Annotated in this window: 16 protein-coding genes and 1 tRNA gene; 9 read left to right on the top strand and 8 right to left on the bottom strand. The window is 63.9% G+C overall.

From position 1 onward, the window contains the following. Window positions 1–309: 309 nt before the first annotated feature. Entirely contained in the window at window positions 310–1,008 is a 699-nt protein-coding gene (locus tag QO014_RS01595; RefSeq protein ID WP_266346897.1) for a nitroreductase family protein, read from the top strand. Here QO014_RS01595 and QO014_RS01590 read toward each other — a convergent pair. Then, window positions 989–1,894 carry a DMT family transporter gene (locus QO014_RS01590; RefSeq protein WP_266346896.1) on the bottom strand — a complete coding sequence of 302 codons (906 nt, stop codon included), beginning with the start codon at window positions 1,892–1,894 and terminating at the stop codon, window positions 989–991. The two genes, QO014_RS01595 and QO014_RS01590, sit on opposite strands and share 20 nt — an antisense overlap. Before the next feature lie 309 nt (window positions 1,895–2,203). On the opposite strand from QO014_RS01590, the gene QO014_RS01585 reads away from it, so the two are divergent. From QO014_RS01585 to QO014_RS01555, 7 genes are all read left to right on the top strand, one after another. Further along, window positions 2,204–3,466, top strand: coding sequence for an ABC transporter substrate-binding protein (locus QO014_RS01585; protein WP_266346895.1), 1,263 nt, complete (start codon window positions 2,204–2,206; stop codon window positions 3,464–3,466). A gap of 181 nt (window positions 3,467–3,647) precedes the next feature. Next, the gene (locus QO014_RS01580) at window positions 3,648–4,535 is read left to right on the top strand and encodes a branched-chain amino acid ABC transporter permease (RefSeq protein ID WP_266346894.1); all 888 of its coding nucleotides are present in this window, start codon (window positions 3,648–3,650) and stop codon (window positions 4,533–4,535) included. Beyond that, the gene (locus QO014_RS01575) at window positions 4,535–5,512 is read left to right on the top strand and encodes a branched-chain amino acid ABC transporter permease (RefSeq protein ID WP_266346893.1); all 978 of its coding nucleotides are present in this window, start codon (window positions 4,535–4,537) and stop codon (window positions 5,510–5,512) included. The genes QO014_RS01580 and QO014_RS01575 overlap by 1 nt, the downstream gene beginning before the upstream one ends. Window position 5,513: 1 nt before the next feature. Then, entirely contained in the window at window positions 5,514–6,287 is a 774-nt protein-coding gene (locus QO014_RS01570) for an ABC transporter ATP-binding protein (protein WP_266346892.1), read from the top strand. Then, the gene (locus tag QO014_RS01565; protein WP_266346891.1) at window positions 6,284–7,039 is read left to right on the top strand and encodes an ABC transporter ATP-binding protein; all 756 of its coding nucleotides are present in this window, start codon (window positions 6,284–6,286) and stop codon (window positions 7,037–7,039) included. The genes QO014_RS01570 and QO014_RS01565 overlap by 4 nt, the downstream gene beginning before the upstream one ends. Before the next feature lie 78 nt (window positions 7,040–7,117). Next, complete coding sequence (locus QO014_RS01560; protein ID WP_266346890.1) at window positions 7,118–8,851, top strand: beta-L-arabinofuranosidase domain-containing protein; 1,734 nt, start codon at window positions 7,118–7,120, stop codon at window positions 8,849–8,851. 250 nt (window positions 8,852–9,101) lie between these two features. After that, window positions 9,102–11,057 carry a beta-galactosidase gene (locus QO014_RS01555; RefSeq protein ID WP_266346889.1) on the top strand — a complete coding sequence of 652 codons (1,956 nt, stop codon included), beginning with the start codon at window positions 9,102–9,104 and terminating at the stop codon, window positions 11,055–11,057. Window positions 11,058–11,127: 70 nt separating this feature from the next. Here the strand turns inward: QO014_RS01555 and QO014_RS01550 are convergent, their stop codons facing one another. Further along, on the bottom strand, window positions 11,128–11,508 hold the full coding sequence (locus QO014_RS01550; protein ID WP_266346888.1) for a hypothetical protein: 381 nt from the start codon (window positions 11,506–11,508) through the stop codon (window positions 11,128–11,130). Between the two features lie 176 nt (window positions 11,509–11,684). Here QO014_RS01550 and QO014_RS01545 point away from each other — a divergent pair. After that, a tRNA-Ser gene (locus QO014_RS01545) sits at window positions 11,685–11,777 on the top strand. Window positions 11,778–11,849: 72 nt separating this feature from the next. On the opposite strand, the gene QO014_RS01540 is transcribed toward QO014_RS01545, so the two are convergent. The 6 genes from QO014_RS01540 to QO014_RS01515 form a co-directional block, all read right to left on the bottom strand. Then, window positions 11,850–12,485 (bottom strand): hypothetical protein, encoded by a 636-nt coding sequence (locus QO014_RS01540; RefSeq protein ID WP_266346887.1) that lies wholly within the window; start codon window positions 12,483–12,485, stop codon window positions 11,850–11,852. Between the two features lie 116 nt (window positions 12,486–12,601). Next, a complete protein-coding gene (locus QO014_RS01535) occupies window positions 12,602–12,967 on the bottom strand; it encodes a hypothetical protein (RefSeq protein WP_266346886.1) in 366 nt (121 codons plus the stop codon). A 10-nt stretch (window positions 12,968–12,977) separates the two neighbouring features. Beyond that, on the bottom strand, window positions 12,978–14,039 hold the full coding sequence (locus QO014_RS01530; protein ID WP_266346885.1) for an RHS repeat-associated core domain-containing protein: 1,062 nt from the start codon (window positions 14,037–14,039) through the stop codon (window positions 12,978–12,980). Between the two features lie 85 nt (window positions 14,040–14,124). Beyond that, window positions 14,125–14,637 carry an RHS repeat domain-containing protein gene (locus QO014_RS01525; protein ID WP_266346884.1) on the bottom strand — a complete coding sequence of 171 codons (513 nt, stop codon included), beginning with the start codon at window positions 14,635–14,637 and terminating at the stop codon, window positions 14,125–14,127. 1 nt (window position 14,638) lies between these two features. Continuing rightward, complete coding sequence (locus QO014_RS01520; RefSeq protein ID WP_266346883.1) at window positions 14,639–14,845, bottom strand: hypothetical protein; 207 nt, start codon at window positions 14,843–14,845, stop codon at window positions 14,639–14,641. Between the two features lie 178 nt (window positions 14,846–15,023). Beyond that, complete coding sequence (locus QO014_RS01515; protein WP_266346882.1) at window positions 15,024–15,968, bottom strand: alpha/beta fold hydrolase; 945 nt, start codon at window positions 15,966–15,968, stop codon at window positions 15,024–15,026. Between the last annotated feature and the right edge of the window lie 21 nt (window positions 15,969–15,989).

Genomic DNA, 15,989 nt, shown 5'->3' with positions numbered 1-15,989 from the left:
CCCGGCACGAAATTTCACGCTCGCCGATCATGGGCAACAGGACGAACCGAGGCCGGCGGCCATGGCGACCGTCCCGTCCTGATCTCGCATCGCCCCCCATGCGGCAATATTCAAGACGATTATCGAACTCCGCCGCCCATTCGTCCACTTCCCCGACGGCAAGCGCGGCACTTTCGACTGTCCGCTGACACAAATGCAACAGCCATTCCCCCCAACGAAACGCGGGGGCGATCCCGGCCGGCTTGCAAAATCACGGCCTCGGGCGCACATCTCCGCCGTCACCGCGCCCGAATTCCGAAGGCCTGCGCCATGAACCACGTCATGAATCATCAGGGCACACCGAATCATCAGGGCAGTCAGTCCCACGGCTCGACCCATCACGGCGCGCCTGCCCCTGCTCCCGAGCCGATCTACTATGATGCGTTCGAACTCCAGATCGCGCCGGACATGCTGGCCAAGCTCGACATGCGCCGCTCGGTGCCGATGCGCGCCTTCGACCCGGCGCCGATTCCCGCCGTCGAGCTCGATCGCATGCTGAAGATCGCGGCGCGCTCGCCCGATCACGGGCGCCTCGTGCCCTGGCGGTTCATCGTCATCGAGGGCGATGCGCGGCGGGTCGCCGGCGAGCGCTTCGATGCGCTCTATGCCGCGCGCAATCCCGGCCTCGACCCGTCGAAGAAGGATATCTGGACGCTCTATATGCTGCGCGCGCCGGTCACGGTCGTAGTGGTGAGCCGCACCGACCCCGCCTCCAAGATCCCGGAATGGGACCAGATGCTGAGCGCGGGCGCGGCCGGCATGAACCTGATCCACGGCGCCACCGCGCTCGGCTATGCCGCGCAATGGCTGCTGAAATGGCCGGGGCGCGATGGCGAGGCGGCAGCGCTGGTCGGCGTTCAGCCGGGCGAGCGCGTGGCGGGCTTCATCCATCTCGGCCGGCAGACGGAAAAGCCGGCCGACCGGATCCGCCCGGACCTCGCGACCGTCGTCACGCGCTGGACGGGCTGACGATTTCCGCCCGCTTAGCCTGCGCGATCCGCCGCTCGCGATTGAAGGTGTAGATGCCCGTCGCGACGACGATGAGCGTTCCGGCGATCGTGAAGATGTCGGGCACGTCGCTCCAGATCACGTAGCCGATGATGATGGCGAAGACGATGCCGCTATAGCGGAACGGCGCCACGACCGACATCTCGCCATAGCGCATGGCGAGGATCGAGGTGCCATAGCCGGCCAGCAGCATGGTCGAGGCGCCGAGCAGCATCAGCCATTCCGTCCCCGTCGGCGCCGGCCATGTCTCGCCGGCGGCCACAACCAGGCCGGACAGCATCACGGCCGCGGCGGTAACTGCGATCACCAGCAGCGTCGGAATGCCGGGTTCGAAGCGCCGCGTCACCAGATCGCGCATGGTGATGAAGCCCATCGAGGCGAGCGCCGCGACCGAATAGATATCGAATCCGGCGACGCCCGGCCGCATGATCAGCATCACGCCGATGAACCCGATGCCGACAGCCGTCCAGCGACGCCAGCCCACGGCCTCGCCGAGAAAGATCGCCGCCGCCGCCGTCGTCATCAGCGGCACCACCTGCCCGATCGCCGAGACATTGGCGATCGGCATGCGGAACAATGCATAAAGATAGAGCACGGCCGCGCCGACCTCGCCCACCGTGCGCCAGGCCACGAGCCGGTTGAGCGCCATGCGCCAAGCCCGATAGCCGCCCGTCGCATAGAGCAGGATGCCGATCACGACCAAGGCCATGGCGCCGCGCAGAACGAGGATCTGGCCGACGGCCAGCCGCTCGGCCGCGATCTTGATCAGCGTATCGTTGAAGATGAAGACGAGGTTGGAGAGCGTCATCATGATGATGCCGCGGGCATTATTGGCGAAGGATGTCATCGGGAACGTCGGGGCAAGCGTCGGCTGACGGAGCCGGAAAACCGGGTCGCACGGAATGGTCGCGACGACATCAGTTTGACCAAGAATGCGGCAAACCGCAACTGGACCGGTGCCATCGAGACCGTTCGGCGCGCGGTTCATCGCCGTTTGGGCCAGTCCCTCCCCGCTCCGGCAAAACACGCGTCATGCTGCTACGCACAACTCGTTATAGCCCGAATGGTGCAACGCAGTTGACACATTCTCTCTCCGTATCCAAACTGTCGACAACAAGACCCCAAAGGGGCGATATCCAGACAAACAGGGGTTCCCATGCGCTTCAACCGCTCGACCATTCGTGGCCTGCTGGGCTCGATCGCCCTCATCGCCACCCTCGCCCCGGCGCTGGCCGCGGACGATGTCTCCTTCGATCTCAAATATGGCGTGCTCGTCAGCCTGACGGGTGAATCGGCGCCCGCCGGCCAGGCCTGGAATGCCGCGACCAAGCTCGGCATCGACCAGATCAAGGCCTCGATCGATCGCCTCGGCCTCGAGGGCATCACGCTGGAACTGACCGACAGCCAGGACAGCCAGGGCTCGCCCGCCGCCGGCGTCGAGGGCGCCCAGAAGCTGGTGCAGATCGACAATGTCGACGTAATCGTCGGCGATTTCTATTCCTCGATCACCAGCGCCGTCGCCACCGCCGTCACCATGCCGAACGGCAAGCTGATCTTCACCGGCGGCACCAGCCCGGCGCTCTCCAAGCTCAATACGTCGACGCCGGCCATGCTGTGGCAGCCGGTGCCGGCCGATGACCTCCAGGGCAAGGTGCTGGCGCAGATCATCGCCAAGGAGTTCGGCGCCAACGCCAAGATCAACGTCGCGGCCCGCAACGACGCCTATGGCACCGCGCTCGCCGAAGTGTTCACCACGGCCTGGAAGGCCGGCGGCGGCACCGTGCCGAAGGAAGTGCTCTATAATCCCGAGCAGCCGACCCTCGACACCGAGGCGCAGCAGCTCGTGGACGGCGCGCCGGATGGCTGGCTGTTCATCGATTTCTGCCCGACCTTCGAGAAGCTGGCGCTGCCGCTCGGCCGCACCGGCAAGTGGGATCCGGCCAAGTCTTTCGGCGCCGACTCGCTCGCCCAGTGCGCGCGCCAGGGCGGCAAGAGCTATCCGGGCTTCCGTGCGACCCAGGCGAGCGCGGCCGGCGGCACCTCGTTCGGCGCCTTCCAGAAGCTCTTCGCCGAGAAGGTCGACAAGGGCATTCCCTTTGAATCGACCATGGCGCAGCCCTTCGACAGCACCTTCGTCGTGTTCCTGGCGGCTCTCGAAGCCAAGTCCTCCGACCCGACCGAGATCGCCAACCACGTCCAGAACGTGACCAACGATCCCGGCACGCCCTACACCTACGAGCAGATCGACGACGCCATCAAGGCAGTGCTGAAGGGCGAGAAGATCCATTATATGGGCGCGAGCGGCCCGCTGAACTTCGGCCCCGACGGCCGCGTCAACGCCTCGCTCTTCGACGTCTGGCAGCACCAGCCCGACAATGCGCCCGCGACCGTGATCGAGACGATCGCGTTCAAGCCGTAAGGCTTGAGTGGACCGGGTCCGGACAAGCCTCTCTCCCGCGAAGCGGGGAGAGTTGGAGTGTGGGCTTCCTGAGGCTCCCTCCTTTCCATTGACATACCCTTCGAGCGTTGGGCCCCTCCCTAGCCCTCCCCCCTTTCGGGGAGAGGGAACAGGCCGCGCTTGGCCACGATTGACAGAGTCCATGCTGCAACAACTCGCCCAGCTCACGATAAACGGCCTGATCACCGGCACGATCCTCGGCCTGACCGGCGTCGGCCTGACCCTCGTCTTCGGCATCCAGCGCCTGGCCAATTTCGCCTATGGCGAATATCTGACGACGGCGGCCTATATTGCTTTCATCGCCAATGTCGTCTTCGGGCTCGACCTCGTCTCGTCCGCGTTGCTGGCGATGGCGGGCGGCGCGCTGCTCGCGCTTCTCCTGCATTTCCTCGTGCTGAAGCCGTTGCGCGGTCGCGGCCTCGTCGCCATGTCGCTGATCACAGTCGGCCTCGGCATGATGCTCCGGAACGTCATCTTTCTCGTCGCCGGCCCGCAGATCCGCTCGCTCGACATCGACCAGACGCGCGTGTTCGATCTCGGCCTCATCCGCATTTCGCCCGGCCAGGCGCTGGCGATCGGCATTGCAATCGTCGTGGCCCCGGCCGTCGCGCTCTTTCTCTCCCGCACCACGATCGGCAAGTCGATGCGCGCCGTCGCCGATAATCGCGATCTCGCCGCCGTGACCGGCATCGATGTCGAGCGGATCGGCACCTATGTCTGGCTGCTTGCCGGGGCGCTCGCCGGCATTGGCGGCGTCATGCTCGCCATCGTGCAGGGCACATTCAACCCGAACCTCGGCACACAGATCCTGTTCCTGATCTTCACCACCATCGTGCTCGGCGGCATCGGCAATGCCTATGGCGCGCTGATCGGCGGCGTGGTGCTCGGTCTCGTCATGGAGCTTTCGACCTGGGAAGGGTTCGCCGGCGGGCTGGAGCCACGGTTCAAATCCGTGCTCGCCTTCGTCGTGCTGATCCTCCTGCTCCTCTATCGGCCGCAGGGCCTCTTCGGCAAGGAGCGGGTGCTCTGATGGATATCTTCAATCCCGTCTTCTGGATCTTCGTCGCCACGACCGGCGGCATCTACACCATCATGGCGCTCGGCCTCTATGTGCAGTTCTCGCTCGCCGGCCTGCCGAATTTCGGTCACGTCGCCTTCATGGCGGTCGCGGCCTATGCGATGGCGATCCTCGTCGCCCGCTACGGCCTGCCGCTGCCGGTCGGCATTCTCGGCGGCCTCGTCGCCGCGGTGATCCTGGCGATCCTGGTCGGCGTCCCGGCGCTGCGCCTCCGTGCCGATTATCTCGCGATCGCGACGGTCGCCGGCGGCGAGATCGTGCGCTATCTCGCCATGAACCTGCAGGGCCTGACCGGCGGTCCGATCGGCTCGATCGGCCTGCTCGGCCCCGGCAAGATCGCGACCTTCAACGGCAGCTGGCAGGTCTTCATGGGCGATATCGCCTTCTATCTGAAACCCATCTTCGGCAAATATGGCCGCCCCGATACGGCCATGGCGATCGTCGTCTGGGTGTTCGCCTTCGCCGCGATCCTCGTGCTCTGGCGCATGGAGCGTTCGCCCTGGGGCCGCGTCATGCAGGGCATTCGCGAGGACGACACGGCCGTGGCCGCGATCGGCAAGAACGTTGTCGGCTTCAAGATGCAGGCGCTCATCATCGGCGCGCTGCTCGGCGCCGTTTCGGGCATGCTGCTCGCGCTGCAGATCGGCGTGTTCAGCCCGGACGACTACCAGCCGACCATCACCTTCTATGCCTATCTGATCATCATCTTGGGCGGCATGAACCGGATCTGGTCGGTGCCCGTCGGCGCGATCCTGTTCACGCTGCTCTATACCGGCACGCGCTTCCTGAACGTCTATCCGCTGACGCTGTTCGACTCCGGCGAGCGCGCCTATCTCCGCCTGTTCCTCGTCGGGCTGCTGCTGGTGCTCTTCCTGGCGTTCCGCCCGCAGGGCATCTTCGGCGACCGCCGCCAGATCCTGGAGAAGTGAGATGCTGCTGAAAGTCGACGGCATCACCAAGGCGTTCGGCGGCGTCAAGGCCGTGCAGGGTGCGAGCTTCGACGTCAAGGAGGGCTCGATCACCGCACTGATCGGGCCGAACGGCGCCGGCAAGACCACTGCCTTCAACCTGGTCTCGGGCTTCATGCGGCCGGATGAAGGCACCATCCAGTTCGACGGCCGTCGCACCGAGCGGCTCTCGGGCCACACGGTTGCCCGGCACGGCCTCGTCCGCGTGTTCCAGACCGCGCGCGTGTTCACGCAGATGACCGTGCTCGAAAACCTCCTGATCGCCGCCCGCCACCAGCCCGGCGAAAAGTTCGGCGCGGCTTGGCTGATGCCCGGCCGCACGTCCCGGCGCGAGCGGGAGATCCGCCGCGAGGCCGAGGAGCGGCTGGCGCTCGTGCGCCTGACCCACCTCACCCATGAGCGCGCCGGCGCGCTTTCCGGCGGCCAGCGCAAGCTGCTCGAGCTCGCCCGCGCGCTGATGGTTCAGCCCAAGATGATCCTGCTCGACGAGCCGATGGCCGGCGTCGCGCCAGTGCTGGGCGAGCAATTGATGGAGCACATCAAGGAATTGCGCGAGAAGGCCGGCATCACCGTCCTGATCATCGAGCACGACATCGACCTCGTCATGTCGATCAGCGACCGCGTCATCGTCATGGATGAGGGCCGCGTCATCGCCGACGGCCCGCCCGACGCGATCCAGGCCAATGAGCGGGTCATCACGGCCTATCTCGGCCGCAACGCGGGAGCCGCCGCATGAATATTGACGCGAGAAGCGACGTCCTCAAGGTCGAAGGCCTCAAGGCGGGCTATGGTGAGGAGAACATCCTGCACGGCATCTCGATCCGCGTGCCGCGCCGGTCGATCGTCGCGATCATCGGCCCGAACGGCTCCGGCAAGTCGACGCTGCTGAAGAGCATCTATGGCCTGGTCTCGATCCGCGGCGGCAGCGTCACCCTTTTCGACGCCGAGGAGAAGCCGGTCTCGCTGGTCGGCAAGCGCTCCAACGCGATCACCGCGCTCGGCATGAACATGGTGCCGCAGCTCGCCAATGTCTTCGCCGACATGACCGTTCTTGAAAACCTGCAGATGGGCTCCCTCCCCGCGCGGCACAAATATGCCGAGCGCTACGAGCGGGTGCTCGATGCCCTGCCCCTGATCAAGGGCATGCTGTCGAAGCGCGCCGCCACCCTCTCCGGCGGCCAGCGCCAGATGGTTGCCTTCGGCCGCGCGCTGATGTCGGATCCGAGCCTGCTGCTCCTCGACGAGCCCTCGGCCGGCCTCGCCCCGATGGTGCAGGAAGAGATCTTCAGCAAGACGCGCGAGATCAACGCCCTCGGCGTTTCGATCCTGATGGTGGAGCAGCGAGCGCGCCAGTGTCTCGCCATCGCCGATTATGGCTATGTGCTGGAACAGGGCCGCAACCGACTCGAAGGAACGGGTGCTGCGATGATCGACGATCCGGAAGTGATCCGTCTCTATCTCGGCGGCGGCAAGAAGAGCGCGGCCTGAACGGCAAAGGCAACACAGGCAATGCCAAAGCTAACGAACGGCAACAAGAAAACGGCACGATCAAAGGGAAGAACGGCGATGACGGCAGGCGGCAAGGTCCTCCTCGAAGAGTTCGGCTTCGGCAGCGTCACGCTCCTGCCCGGCCGTTTCCGCACCCAGGTCGACGAGGCGGCCGCGACCTATGGCGCGCTCTCCAACGATTCGATCCTGAAAGGCTTCCGCGCCCAGTCCGGCCAGGACGCGCCGGGCGACGCCATGGGTGGCTGGTGCGCCGCCAACAGCGCCGTGATTTTCGGCCAGCTCGTCTCCGGCATGGTCCGCCTCGGCCGCGCCACCCACAACCAAGCCCTTGTCGACAAAGCGATTTCCCTGCACGAGGGCTGGCTCGCCACCCTGCCCGCCGATGGCAACGCCAGGATGCGCCTCTATGATTGGGAGAAGCTGGCGCAGGGCCTGATCGACCTGCATCTGCTCGCCCAAGTCGAAAGCGCCCTGCCCGCGCTCCGCGCCACCACCGGCTGGGCGGAGCGCACCTTCGATCGCACCCGCCCGCTCGCCAATACGCATGATTTCTGGGGCGCCGGCCCGGGTGACACCTCGGAATGGTACATCCTGCCGGAGGCGTTCTATCGCATATACCAGGCGACAAACGACAGCGTTTTCAAGGAGTTCGCCGACCTCTGGCTCTATGAGGACTATTGGGCGCCCTTCGCTGAAGGGAAGGCGCCCGAAACGGTTGAAGCCGTCCACGCCTATAGCCATGTGAACGCCTTTTCGAGCGCGGCCATGGCCTATGCCGTCACCGGCGAGAAGCGCTATCTCGACATTTGCGTCCATGGCTATGATTTCATTCAGAAGACGCAGGTCTACGCTACGGGTGCCTATGGTCCCGACGAGCGGCTGATGCCGCCCAATGGCAGCCTCGGCCGTTCGCTCGAATGCTGCGCCTATCACGCCGAGGTGCCATGCGGTTCCTGGGCCGGCTTCAAGCTCTCGCGCTATCTAATGAGCTTCACCGGTGAAGCGCGCTATGGCGACTGGATCGAGACGCTGCTCTATAATGCAATTGGCAGCGCCCTCCCCGTCCAGCAGGACGGCACCGCGTTCTATTATGGCGATTATCGTATATCGGCGGGCGCTAAGGAATATTACTGGCAGCAATGGCCGTGCTGTTCAGGAACCTACATCCAGGACATGGCCGAATACCACAATCTCGTCTTCTTCAAGGATGCGGCCGGGCTCTACGTCAATCTCTATCTGCCGTCTCAGCTGAGCTGGACCCATGGCGGCCAGACGATCACGGTGACGCAGGAGACGCTCTATCCGGAGCGTGACAGCTCGACCCTGCGTTTCGACATGGCGGAAGCGGCCGAGTTCGCGCTGCGCTTCCGCATTCCCGGCTGGGCCAAGGGTGCCGTGATCGCGGTCAATGGCGAGCGGGTCCCCGTCGCCGCCCGGCCCGGCGACTGGGCCGTGATCGACCGGCTCTGGATGCCCTCCGACAGCGTGACCATCACCATCCCGATGGCGCTCCGCGCCGTACCCATCGACGAGCAGCACCCCGACCGCGTCGCCATGATGTACGGCCCGATCGTGCTGGCCCAGGACGAGGCCTGCTGCCGCCGTCCACTGACCATCGCGCCGGATACCGCACTTGAAACCCGGCTGATCAAGGATGGCGATGGCCCGCGCTTCCGCATCACCAACGCCGTGCCGGAGCGCCACACACGCTATCTCGTGCCGCTCTATTCCTTCCCAAAGGACTGGCCCTATTGGGTTTATTTCGACCTTCACGCCCCCTCGCTCTATTAGGCCGTGTATCGACGTCGGCAGTCCGATCAGCGCCCTCAAAAATTGCGTCATCCCCGCGAAAGCGGGGATCCATGCAGCCGGAGCGTTCGTCGCGACTGGCTTCACGGCTAAATGGATCCCGTGTCTCAACTGCGCTCCGCCCGGGATGACAGCGCTGCGCGCCGTCCCGCCCGACGACAGGCCTCTGTCACCGCCGGGCTCGCCCCCGGCAATGACAACCGTTGAAAACCTCCCCTTTGGAAACCTCCCCATGACCACCGGCCCCGCCCTCGGCGTCTGCTATTATCCCGAGCATTGGCCCGAGGCGCGCTGGGCCGAAGACGCGGCTGCGATGCGCGAATTCGGCATTCGTTACGTCCGCATCGGCGAGTTCGCCTGGGGACGGATGGAGCCGGAGCCCGGCATTCATGACTGGTCATGGCTCGACCGCGCGATCCGGACGCTGGCCGAAGCTGGCCTCGACATCGTGCTGGGCACACCGACCGCGAGCCCGCCGAAATGGCTCGTTGACCGCCATCCCGACATTCTCCCCCATGACGAGAAGGGCCATGTCCGCGGCTTCGGCTCGCGGCGCCATTATACAGCCTCGAGCGATACCTACTGGCGCGAGAGCGCGCGCATCGTCGAGTCGATGGCGGCGCGCTATGGCGACCATCCCAAGGTCGTCGGCTGGCAGATCGACAACGAGTTCGGCGACAATGACTCGATCCTCTCCTATGGTCCTGAAGATATTGCTGGATTCCGCCGCTGGCTGCGCGGTCGCTACCAGACGCCCGAGGCGCTGAACGAGGCCTGGAGTAATGTCTTCTGGTCGATGGAGGTTTCGAGCTTCGACGATGTCGGCGCGCCGGTCGGGACGGTCGGCGAGGCCAATCCATCGGCACGGCTCGACTATCGCCGCTATTTCTCCGACCGTTTCGCCGAATATTGCGCCATGCAGGCGGCCATCATCCGCCGCCTGTCGCCCGGACGGTTCGTCACTCATAATTTCATGAGCCTGTTCCACGATTTCGACCATTTCAAAATGGCCGAAAGCCTGGATTTCGCGAGCTGGGACTCCTATCCGCTCGGCAAGGTCGAGAGCTTCCCGTTCAGCGACGACGAGCGCATCCGCTGGGCGCGGACCTCGCATCCCGACATGTCGGCGCTGCACCACGATCTCTTCCGCGGCATGGCCGGCAATTCGTTCTGGGTCATGGAACAGCAGCCGGGCCCGGTAAATTGGGGCAAGTGGAACCCGGCGCCCGCGCCGGGCATGGTGCGGCTCTGGAGTTGGGAAGCCTTCGCCCATGGCGCCGAGACGGTCAGCTATTTCCGCTGGCGCCAGTTCGGCGTGGCGCAGGAGCAGATGCATTCCGGCCTGCACCGGCCGGACGGGCAGATCTCGCCGGGCGGCCGGGAAGCGCGCCGGGTCGCCCAGGAGATCGCGGATTTCTGCGCCTTGCCCGCCTCGCAGCAAGCCAAAGTCGCGATCGTCTTCGACTATGAAGCGTCCTGGATCCTGAAGATCCAGCCACAAGGCCAGGATTTCAACTATTCCGTCCTCGTCCATAACTGGTACGAGGCGCTGCGCCGCTGCGGCGTCGACATCGATTTCGTCGCGCCGGGCGCGTCGCTCGCCGGCTATGCGCTCGTCATCGTGCCCACCCTGCCGCATGTCTCGCCGGCAGCGCTTGCCGCCTTCCAGGCCTTTGACGGCATTATACTATTCGGCCCACGCAGCGGCTCGAAGACCCGCCACTACGCCATTCCCGAAAACCAGCCGCCCGGCCCGCTGCAGGAATTGATCGCGCTCAAGGTCGCCGAGGTCTCATCGCTGCGACCCGGCCTCGCATTCGGCCTTTCCGGCGCAGTCTCGGGAACGGGCGGGCGGTGGATCGAGACGATCGAGACCGCGCTCGCGCCTGCGGCCGTTGACGATGCCGGCGAGCCCGTGCTCGTCCGCGATGGCCGGCGCCTCTATCTCGGCGCCTGGATCGAGGGCGAAACACTGCGCCGCTTCGCCCGCTCGCTGCTCGTCGAAGCCGGGCTGGACGTCATAGACCTGCCCGATCACATCCGCCTGCGCCGGCGCGGCGATCTGGTCTTCGCCTTCAATTACGGCACGGAACCCTGGCCGATCCCGGCGGCCGGTCCAGCCCTCCGCATCGGCGCGGCCGAAATCCCGCCGCGCGATCTCGCATGCTGGACGGATCAGCTGTCCTGAGGCCGCAAGACGGCTGGAACGAACCGGCGACCGGCCAAAGCGACAGGACCGCGCCGGCCGCGAAGCCTGATCAGGGGTCGGAGAGCTGGCTGAAATCGGGCGCGATCTGGTCGACGCCGGCAGCTTGCCATTGCGGCTGTGCGACCGCGGAAAAGATCTCACGCTCCAGATTCTTGCCGTTCACGAACAGCCCGGTCATCTGGAAGCTGCCATTCGACGAGGTGAAGGTGCATTCGGCCCGGTCGCGCACCAGCGCGCCGGCGCTGTCATGCGAATCATAGGTCAGCTTGACGATGTTCTTCTCGATCGTGACGCCGATCCGCGCATAGGTGGCGGGCGTCTGCATCACGGATTCGACGGCGATTTCGCAGGCCGTCACGGCCGGATCATCGGAAGCATGGGCGATGCCGGTACCGGCGAGCAATGCGATCACAAAGAGCGGTTTGAACATGATGAATCTCCTTCGCCGAACCATATTCGATCGGCCATGGCCTGTCTCCTGCCGCCGCCTGCCGGGCTGACCGCATGGTGAACGGCGGCACATGATCGCCTCACGGCTGGGGAGATTGTCCGGATGGGCTCAGAAACCCCTTGTTTGCCGCGCTTCTCTCCATTAGACCCGGCAGCGGAGAGGTGGCCGAGTGGCCGAAGGCGCTCCCCTGCTAAGGGAGTAGACGGCTTAAAACCGTCTCGAGGGTTCGAATCCCTTCCTCTCCGCCACTAACCAATCTATTTGATATAGTTATTCTTTTTGTCTTTTGACGCTAGGAATAGTCCGTCATTGCGGCGGCTTCATCTTCGGTGGGGTTTGGAGAGACCTTTTCCCCGCCGATTCTGCGCCGCTTTCTCGGCCGTGCCTCCCCGCCGGCTGGCAGTACCAAAGCTCGGTCGGACCGGGACTGAGCGTTTCGCAGACTGCGTGCTGGCCGGTCTGGGCGGGCGAGGCACAGGAAGACAGTGGTCCGGCACTCTCGTGGGATCGGGCAGACATTGGTTTCGGATCGCAATCAACAGCGCTGCCGGAGCGGTGTGAACGGCGGCAGCTGTGATGCCCGCGATAGTCTTGAGCGCGCCTGCCTGGAATTGGGCTGGATCGGGAATCAGTGAGCCTCGACGACAGGATCCAACGGCGATCCATGATCCTGTCGCTGCGCTGTCATCGCCCAGCCATTCGAACCCGAGCGTCTGGCGCTGTGCCGCCCACTCGATCGGAAGCCAGGTATGACAGAAGGCGCCCGTGCCGGTGCTCGTGGTCTCCATCTTGACGGTGGCGAGATGGTCGCGATGGAGGAAGCAATTGGCCGCACCGACGCGGCGGATGTCGGGATGCGGGACCTTGGTCATGACCCCGGCATTGTCGATCTCGGTCTTGCCGAGCAGGAAGCTGGTCGTCGCCGGATTGGTGCCGACGATCGACACCGTCTTCATCCGGCTGCCGTCCGGACCATAGGCATAGCTCGTGCTACCGGTCGATGTGACAACCAAGGTGTCGCTTCGCGCTCTGCAGAGCCAAAGAGAGCTTCGGTCAGAATTATTCTGCAGAACTAGATAGCAATCAGCTGGACAGAATGCGATAAGATGAAATCCTGATCCTTGTTAGATTTACCAAAAATAGCCTCATCAGGATCCAGCGATATATAATACTTATCTCGGTCAATTTCCAGAAATTTAAATCGCTCTACCGTCCCAAAATTATAATCATTTCTATAATAAAAACCATACTCTATAACGCGCATAAAATCCAGCGTCAACGTCTTGAAGGTGGCGTTTGGTCTTGCCAATGCTTTTATTGAAACCGTAACCTGATCGTCGTCGCGAGAACAATTGATCGAAGTGACACTTGCATCAAGGAGACTATTCTCTCCGCTTAGAAAAATTACTGCTTCGCTATTTCGTTTCAAGATGCTCATTTTTTTTGCCCTAGAACCCAAAATCTTTTAGGTCATCCGCAGTCGGCTGTCGACCAGGCTGCCTATTAGGCCGGCCTTCCGGATGATTCGGATTGGGATTGTGGTCGTGGACGTGGTCCTCTTGCTCACCAACAGGCGCATTATGCCCATGACCTTTATTCCATTCCTTTTGAACCCAACCGTCTTCACCATACTTCTTTCTCGTCGTGTCAGGGTCATTGCTTTCGACTGTTCCGGGCGAGCCGCGATCAGGGATACGGTTCTTTCGCCTTTGCCCAGAGCTCTCGTTGCTGTTCTCTGCGTCAGTTTTTTCCTTCACGCCGCTCTTCGAATTCTTGGCGACGTCGGAGTCATTGGCGTAAGGCTGGTCATCAGCCGCTGTCGAGCTCGTCATAGCCAATAAGGTGCCGGCGACAGGGATTGCCCGGGTGCCTACGGCAACTGCCGCGCTGCCGGCATACGTCCCAGCGCTAGCAAATGTGCTCGTCCACTGACTGATGGCGTTTCCGATGGCTTTAGAGAAAGTGCTAGTCGCAGTTTCCGCGGCCTTCATTTCAACCGCGGTTGTTACCTGATGCCCGTTCCGATCGCTCTTATTGACCGGATCATTTCCGGCATAGGCGTATTTGTTGGTTCCGACGGGGTTGTTCAGCCAGCCGATGGGATTTCCGGCGAGGGCCTGAGCGGCGTCGATCGGGTCGTAATCGTCGGGCGTGATGAAACGGCCGAGCTTGGGGTCGTACCAGCGGGCATTCAGATCGATCAGCCCGGTATTGTCGTCGCGCCGCTCGCCGATGAAGCCGCGGGCCTCTGATCCGCAGGCGGTGGAGGAGACCGGGATGCGCTCGCCATAGGGTGCGAAGCGCTGTGTCATCGCCGCCGCTCCCGTGCTCGTGGTCTCCATCTTGACGGTGGCGAGATGGTCTCGATGGACGAAGCAGTTGGTCGCGCCGACCACGCGCACATCGGGATGCGGGATCTTGGTATAGACCCCGGCATCGTCGATCTCGGTACCGCCGAGCAGCCATGTCGTCGTCGATGGATTGGTGCCGACGGTGGAGACAGTCTTCACCCGTCCGCCATCCGGGCCATAGGCATATTGGGTGCTGCCGGTCGCGGTGACGACGGAGACGAGCCGGTTTTCGCCGTCCCTCCGATCAAGTCGGAGGGCAGGCTCCGCTCAGCGCCCGGCCGCCACCGGTGGTGAGATTGCCATTGGCGTCGTAGCTCTGCGCGACGCCGCCCACACTGAGCGGCGCATGAGGTCTGGCCACGCCATAGCCCTGCGAGGGATAGCTCAGGGTGCCGACCGCCGAATTGGTCAGCATGTTGCCGGCCATGTCATAGCTGAAGCTGCGGCTGCTCGTCGTGTCGCCCGTGTTCGTCGCCTGGATCAGGCGATCGATCTCGTCATAGCTGTAGCTCCAGTTCTCACCGGCCGGGCTCGTCGTCATGCCGGTGATCCGGCCGGTGGCGTCGCGCGTGTAGCTGATGCTCTGCAGCACCGTCGCGCCCTTCTTGGTCGTGACGCTCATCAGCCAGTCGCGCGCGGCGTTGTAGCTGTTCTCCGTCGTGACGCCGTTGGCATAGTCGATCGCGATCACCTGACCGGCCGGATTGTCGCGGATCGACGTGATCAGACCGGGAATGGATTCAAGCCGCCCGGCCATATCATAGGTCCAGGGCGCAGAGGATGAGCCGGTCGACCAAGCCGCCCGCCTGCCCGAGCGACCATTTCGCGAGCTGGCCGGCAACACCGCTCCCGCCATCCTCGGTTGCTGCGGCGGTACACGGGATCGCGGTCAATCCCAGATTGACGAGCAGGACGGTAGCCGCCGAGACCAAAAAGACCGCCCGCAAAGCGCGAATGCGATTCAACCATCCTAGCCCCCATCCCGCGGTCCGTTTGCCGGGGCCGGACTATCCGGGATGGATTTGGGCGCCGCCGCTCGACCCTGTCAATCAGACCTAGCCGATCGCAACGCCTGCATGGCCCAGACGCTGCCAGGTCCTGTCCCACAGGGGAACTTAGCCGACGTACGATATTCGATTCATCCTATTGGCGATCCAGGCTTGCCTTGCCACGTCGAACTGCCTCGACAACCTCACGGATCGAGTCGACGACCAATTGTGGCTGGTCCTTATGAATCTCGTGACCGCTATCCGTGTTCGTCACATGCCGTGCGCCGGGGACCAGCGCAGCGAGCTTTGCCTGCGCCAACCTTTGCGCCCTGTCGGTCACGTAGCCGAAGTCAGGAGGCGTACTCGCCGGCAGTACGCCGTCGGCGATGAGCTTGGGGATCAGCGGCCCCCAGGGCCGGTCGGCGCTAAGGACGATCAGCGGCATTGGCCTGAGCGGTCGGGCAGCGCGGATTTGATCAAAGCTGCGTTCGGCATCCGCCCGCTCGATCGGAGGATAGAGCCTCAACGCCTCCGTCAGATCACCATTCAGGAGGGCGCGTTGGATCACCCACTCTTCCGGCGTCTCCGCATCCTGAAGACCCTCGGATAGAGTATGGACAAGAACCATCCCTTTGACCTGCTCCGGGTAGTTCATCGCGTATAATCGGGCGATCAGACCGCCATAGGAGTGCGCAACCATAACGAACGGCGCCGTGATGCCACCAGCGGCCAGCAACGCATGGAGATCTGCCACGGCATCGCCCGCGGTGACGGGCTGCGGAACCGGGTCGCTGCGGCTGGGCGCGTCGCCCACCGGCGTTCCCGGCCTGTCATAGGCGCAGACCCGCGTGAATCCGGCCAGTTCCGAGAAGACATCCAACTTCCCCGGCTCGGCCTTGGTCCAATCCTCGGCGGACGCCCGCATGCCCGCCACGACGACGACGACCGGCACCCCCATACCCCGGCATTCGAGGTACATTTTGCGCCCACCGCCAATTTCGAAGCGGCCGTCAATATCGCTGCTCCGTGCTTCAGCCGGCCACACGGCAGAGGACGCGGCGAGAACAATTGCGACAAACAGAGAATGGCGACGCAACATCGGCCGTACCTCCCCGGTGCA

Origin of the sequence: Kaistia dalseonensis (assembly GCF_030814715.1) — a bacterium.
GTDB classification, from domain to species: domain Bacteria; phylum Pseudomonadota; class Alphaproteobacteria; order Rhizobiales; family Kaistiaceae; genus Kaistia; species Kaistia dalseonensis.
The sequence above is the reverse complement of the archived record's forward strand: the minus strand, read 5'-3'. Positions and strand labels throughout refer to the sequence as shown.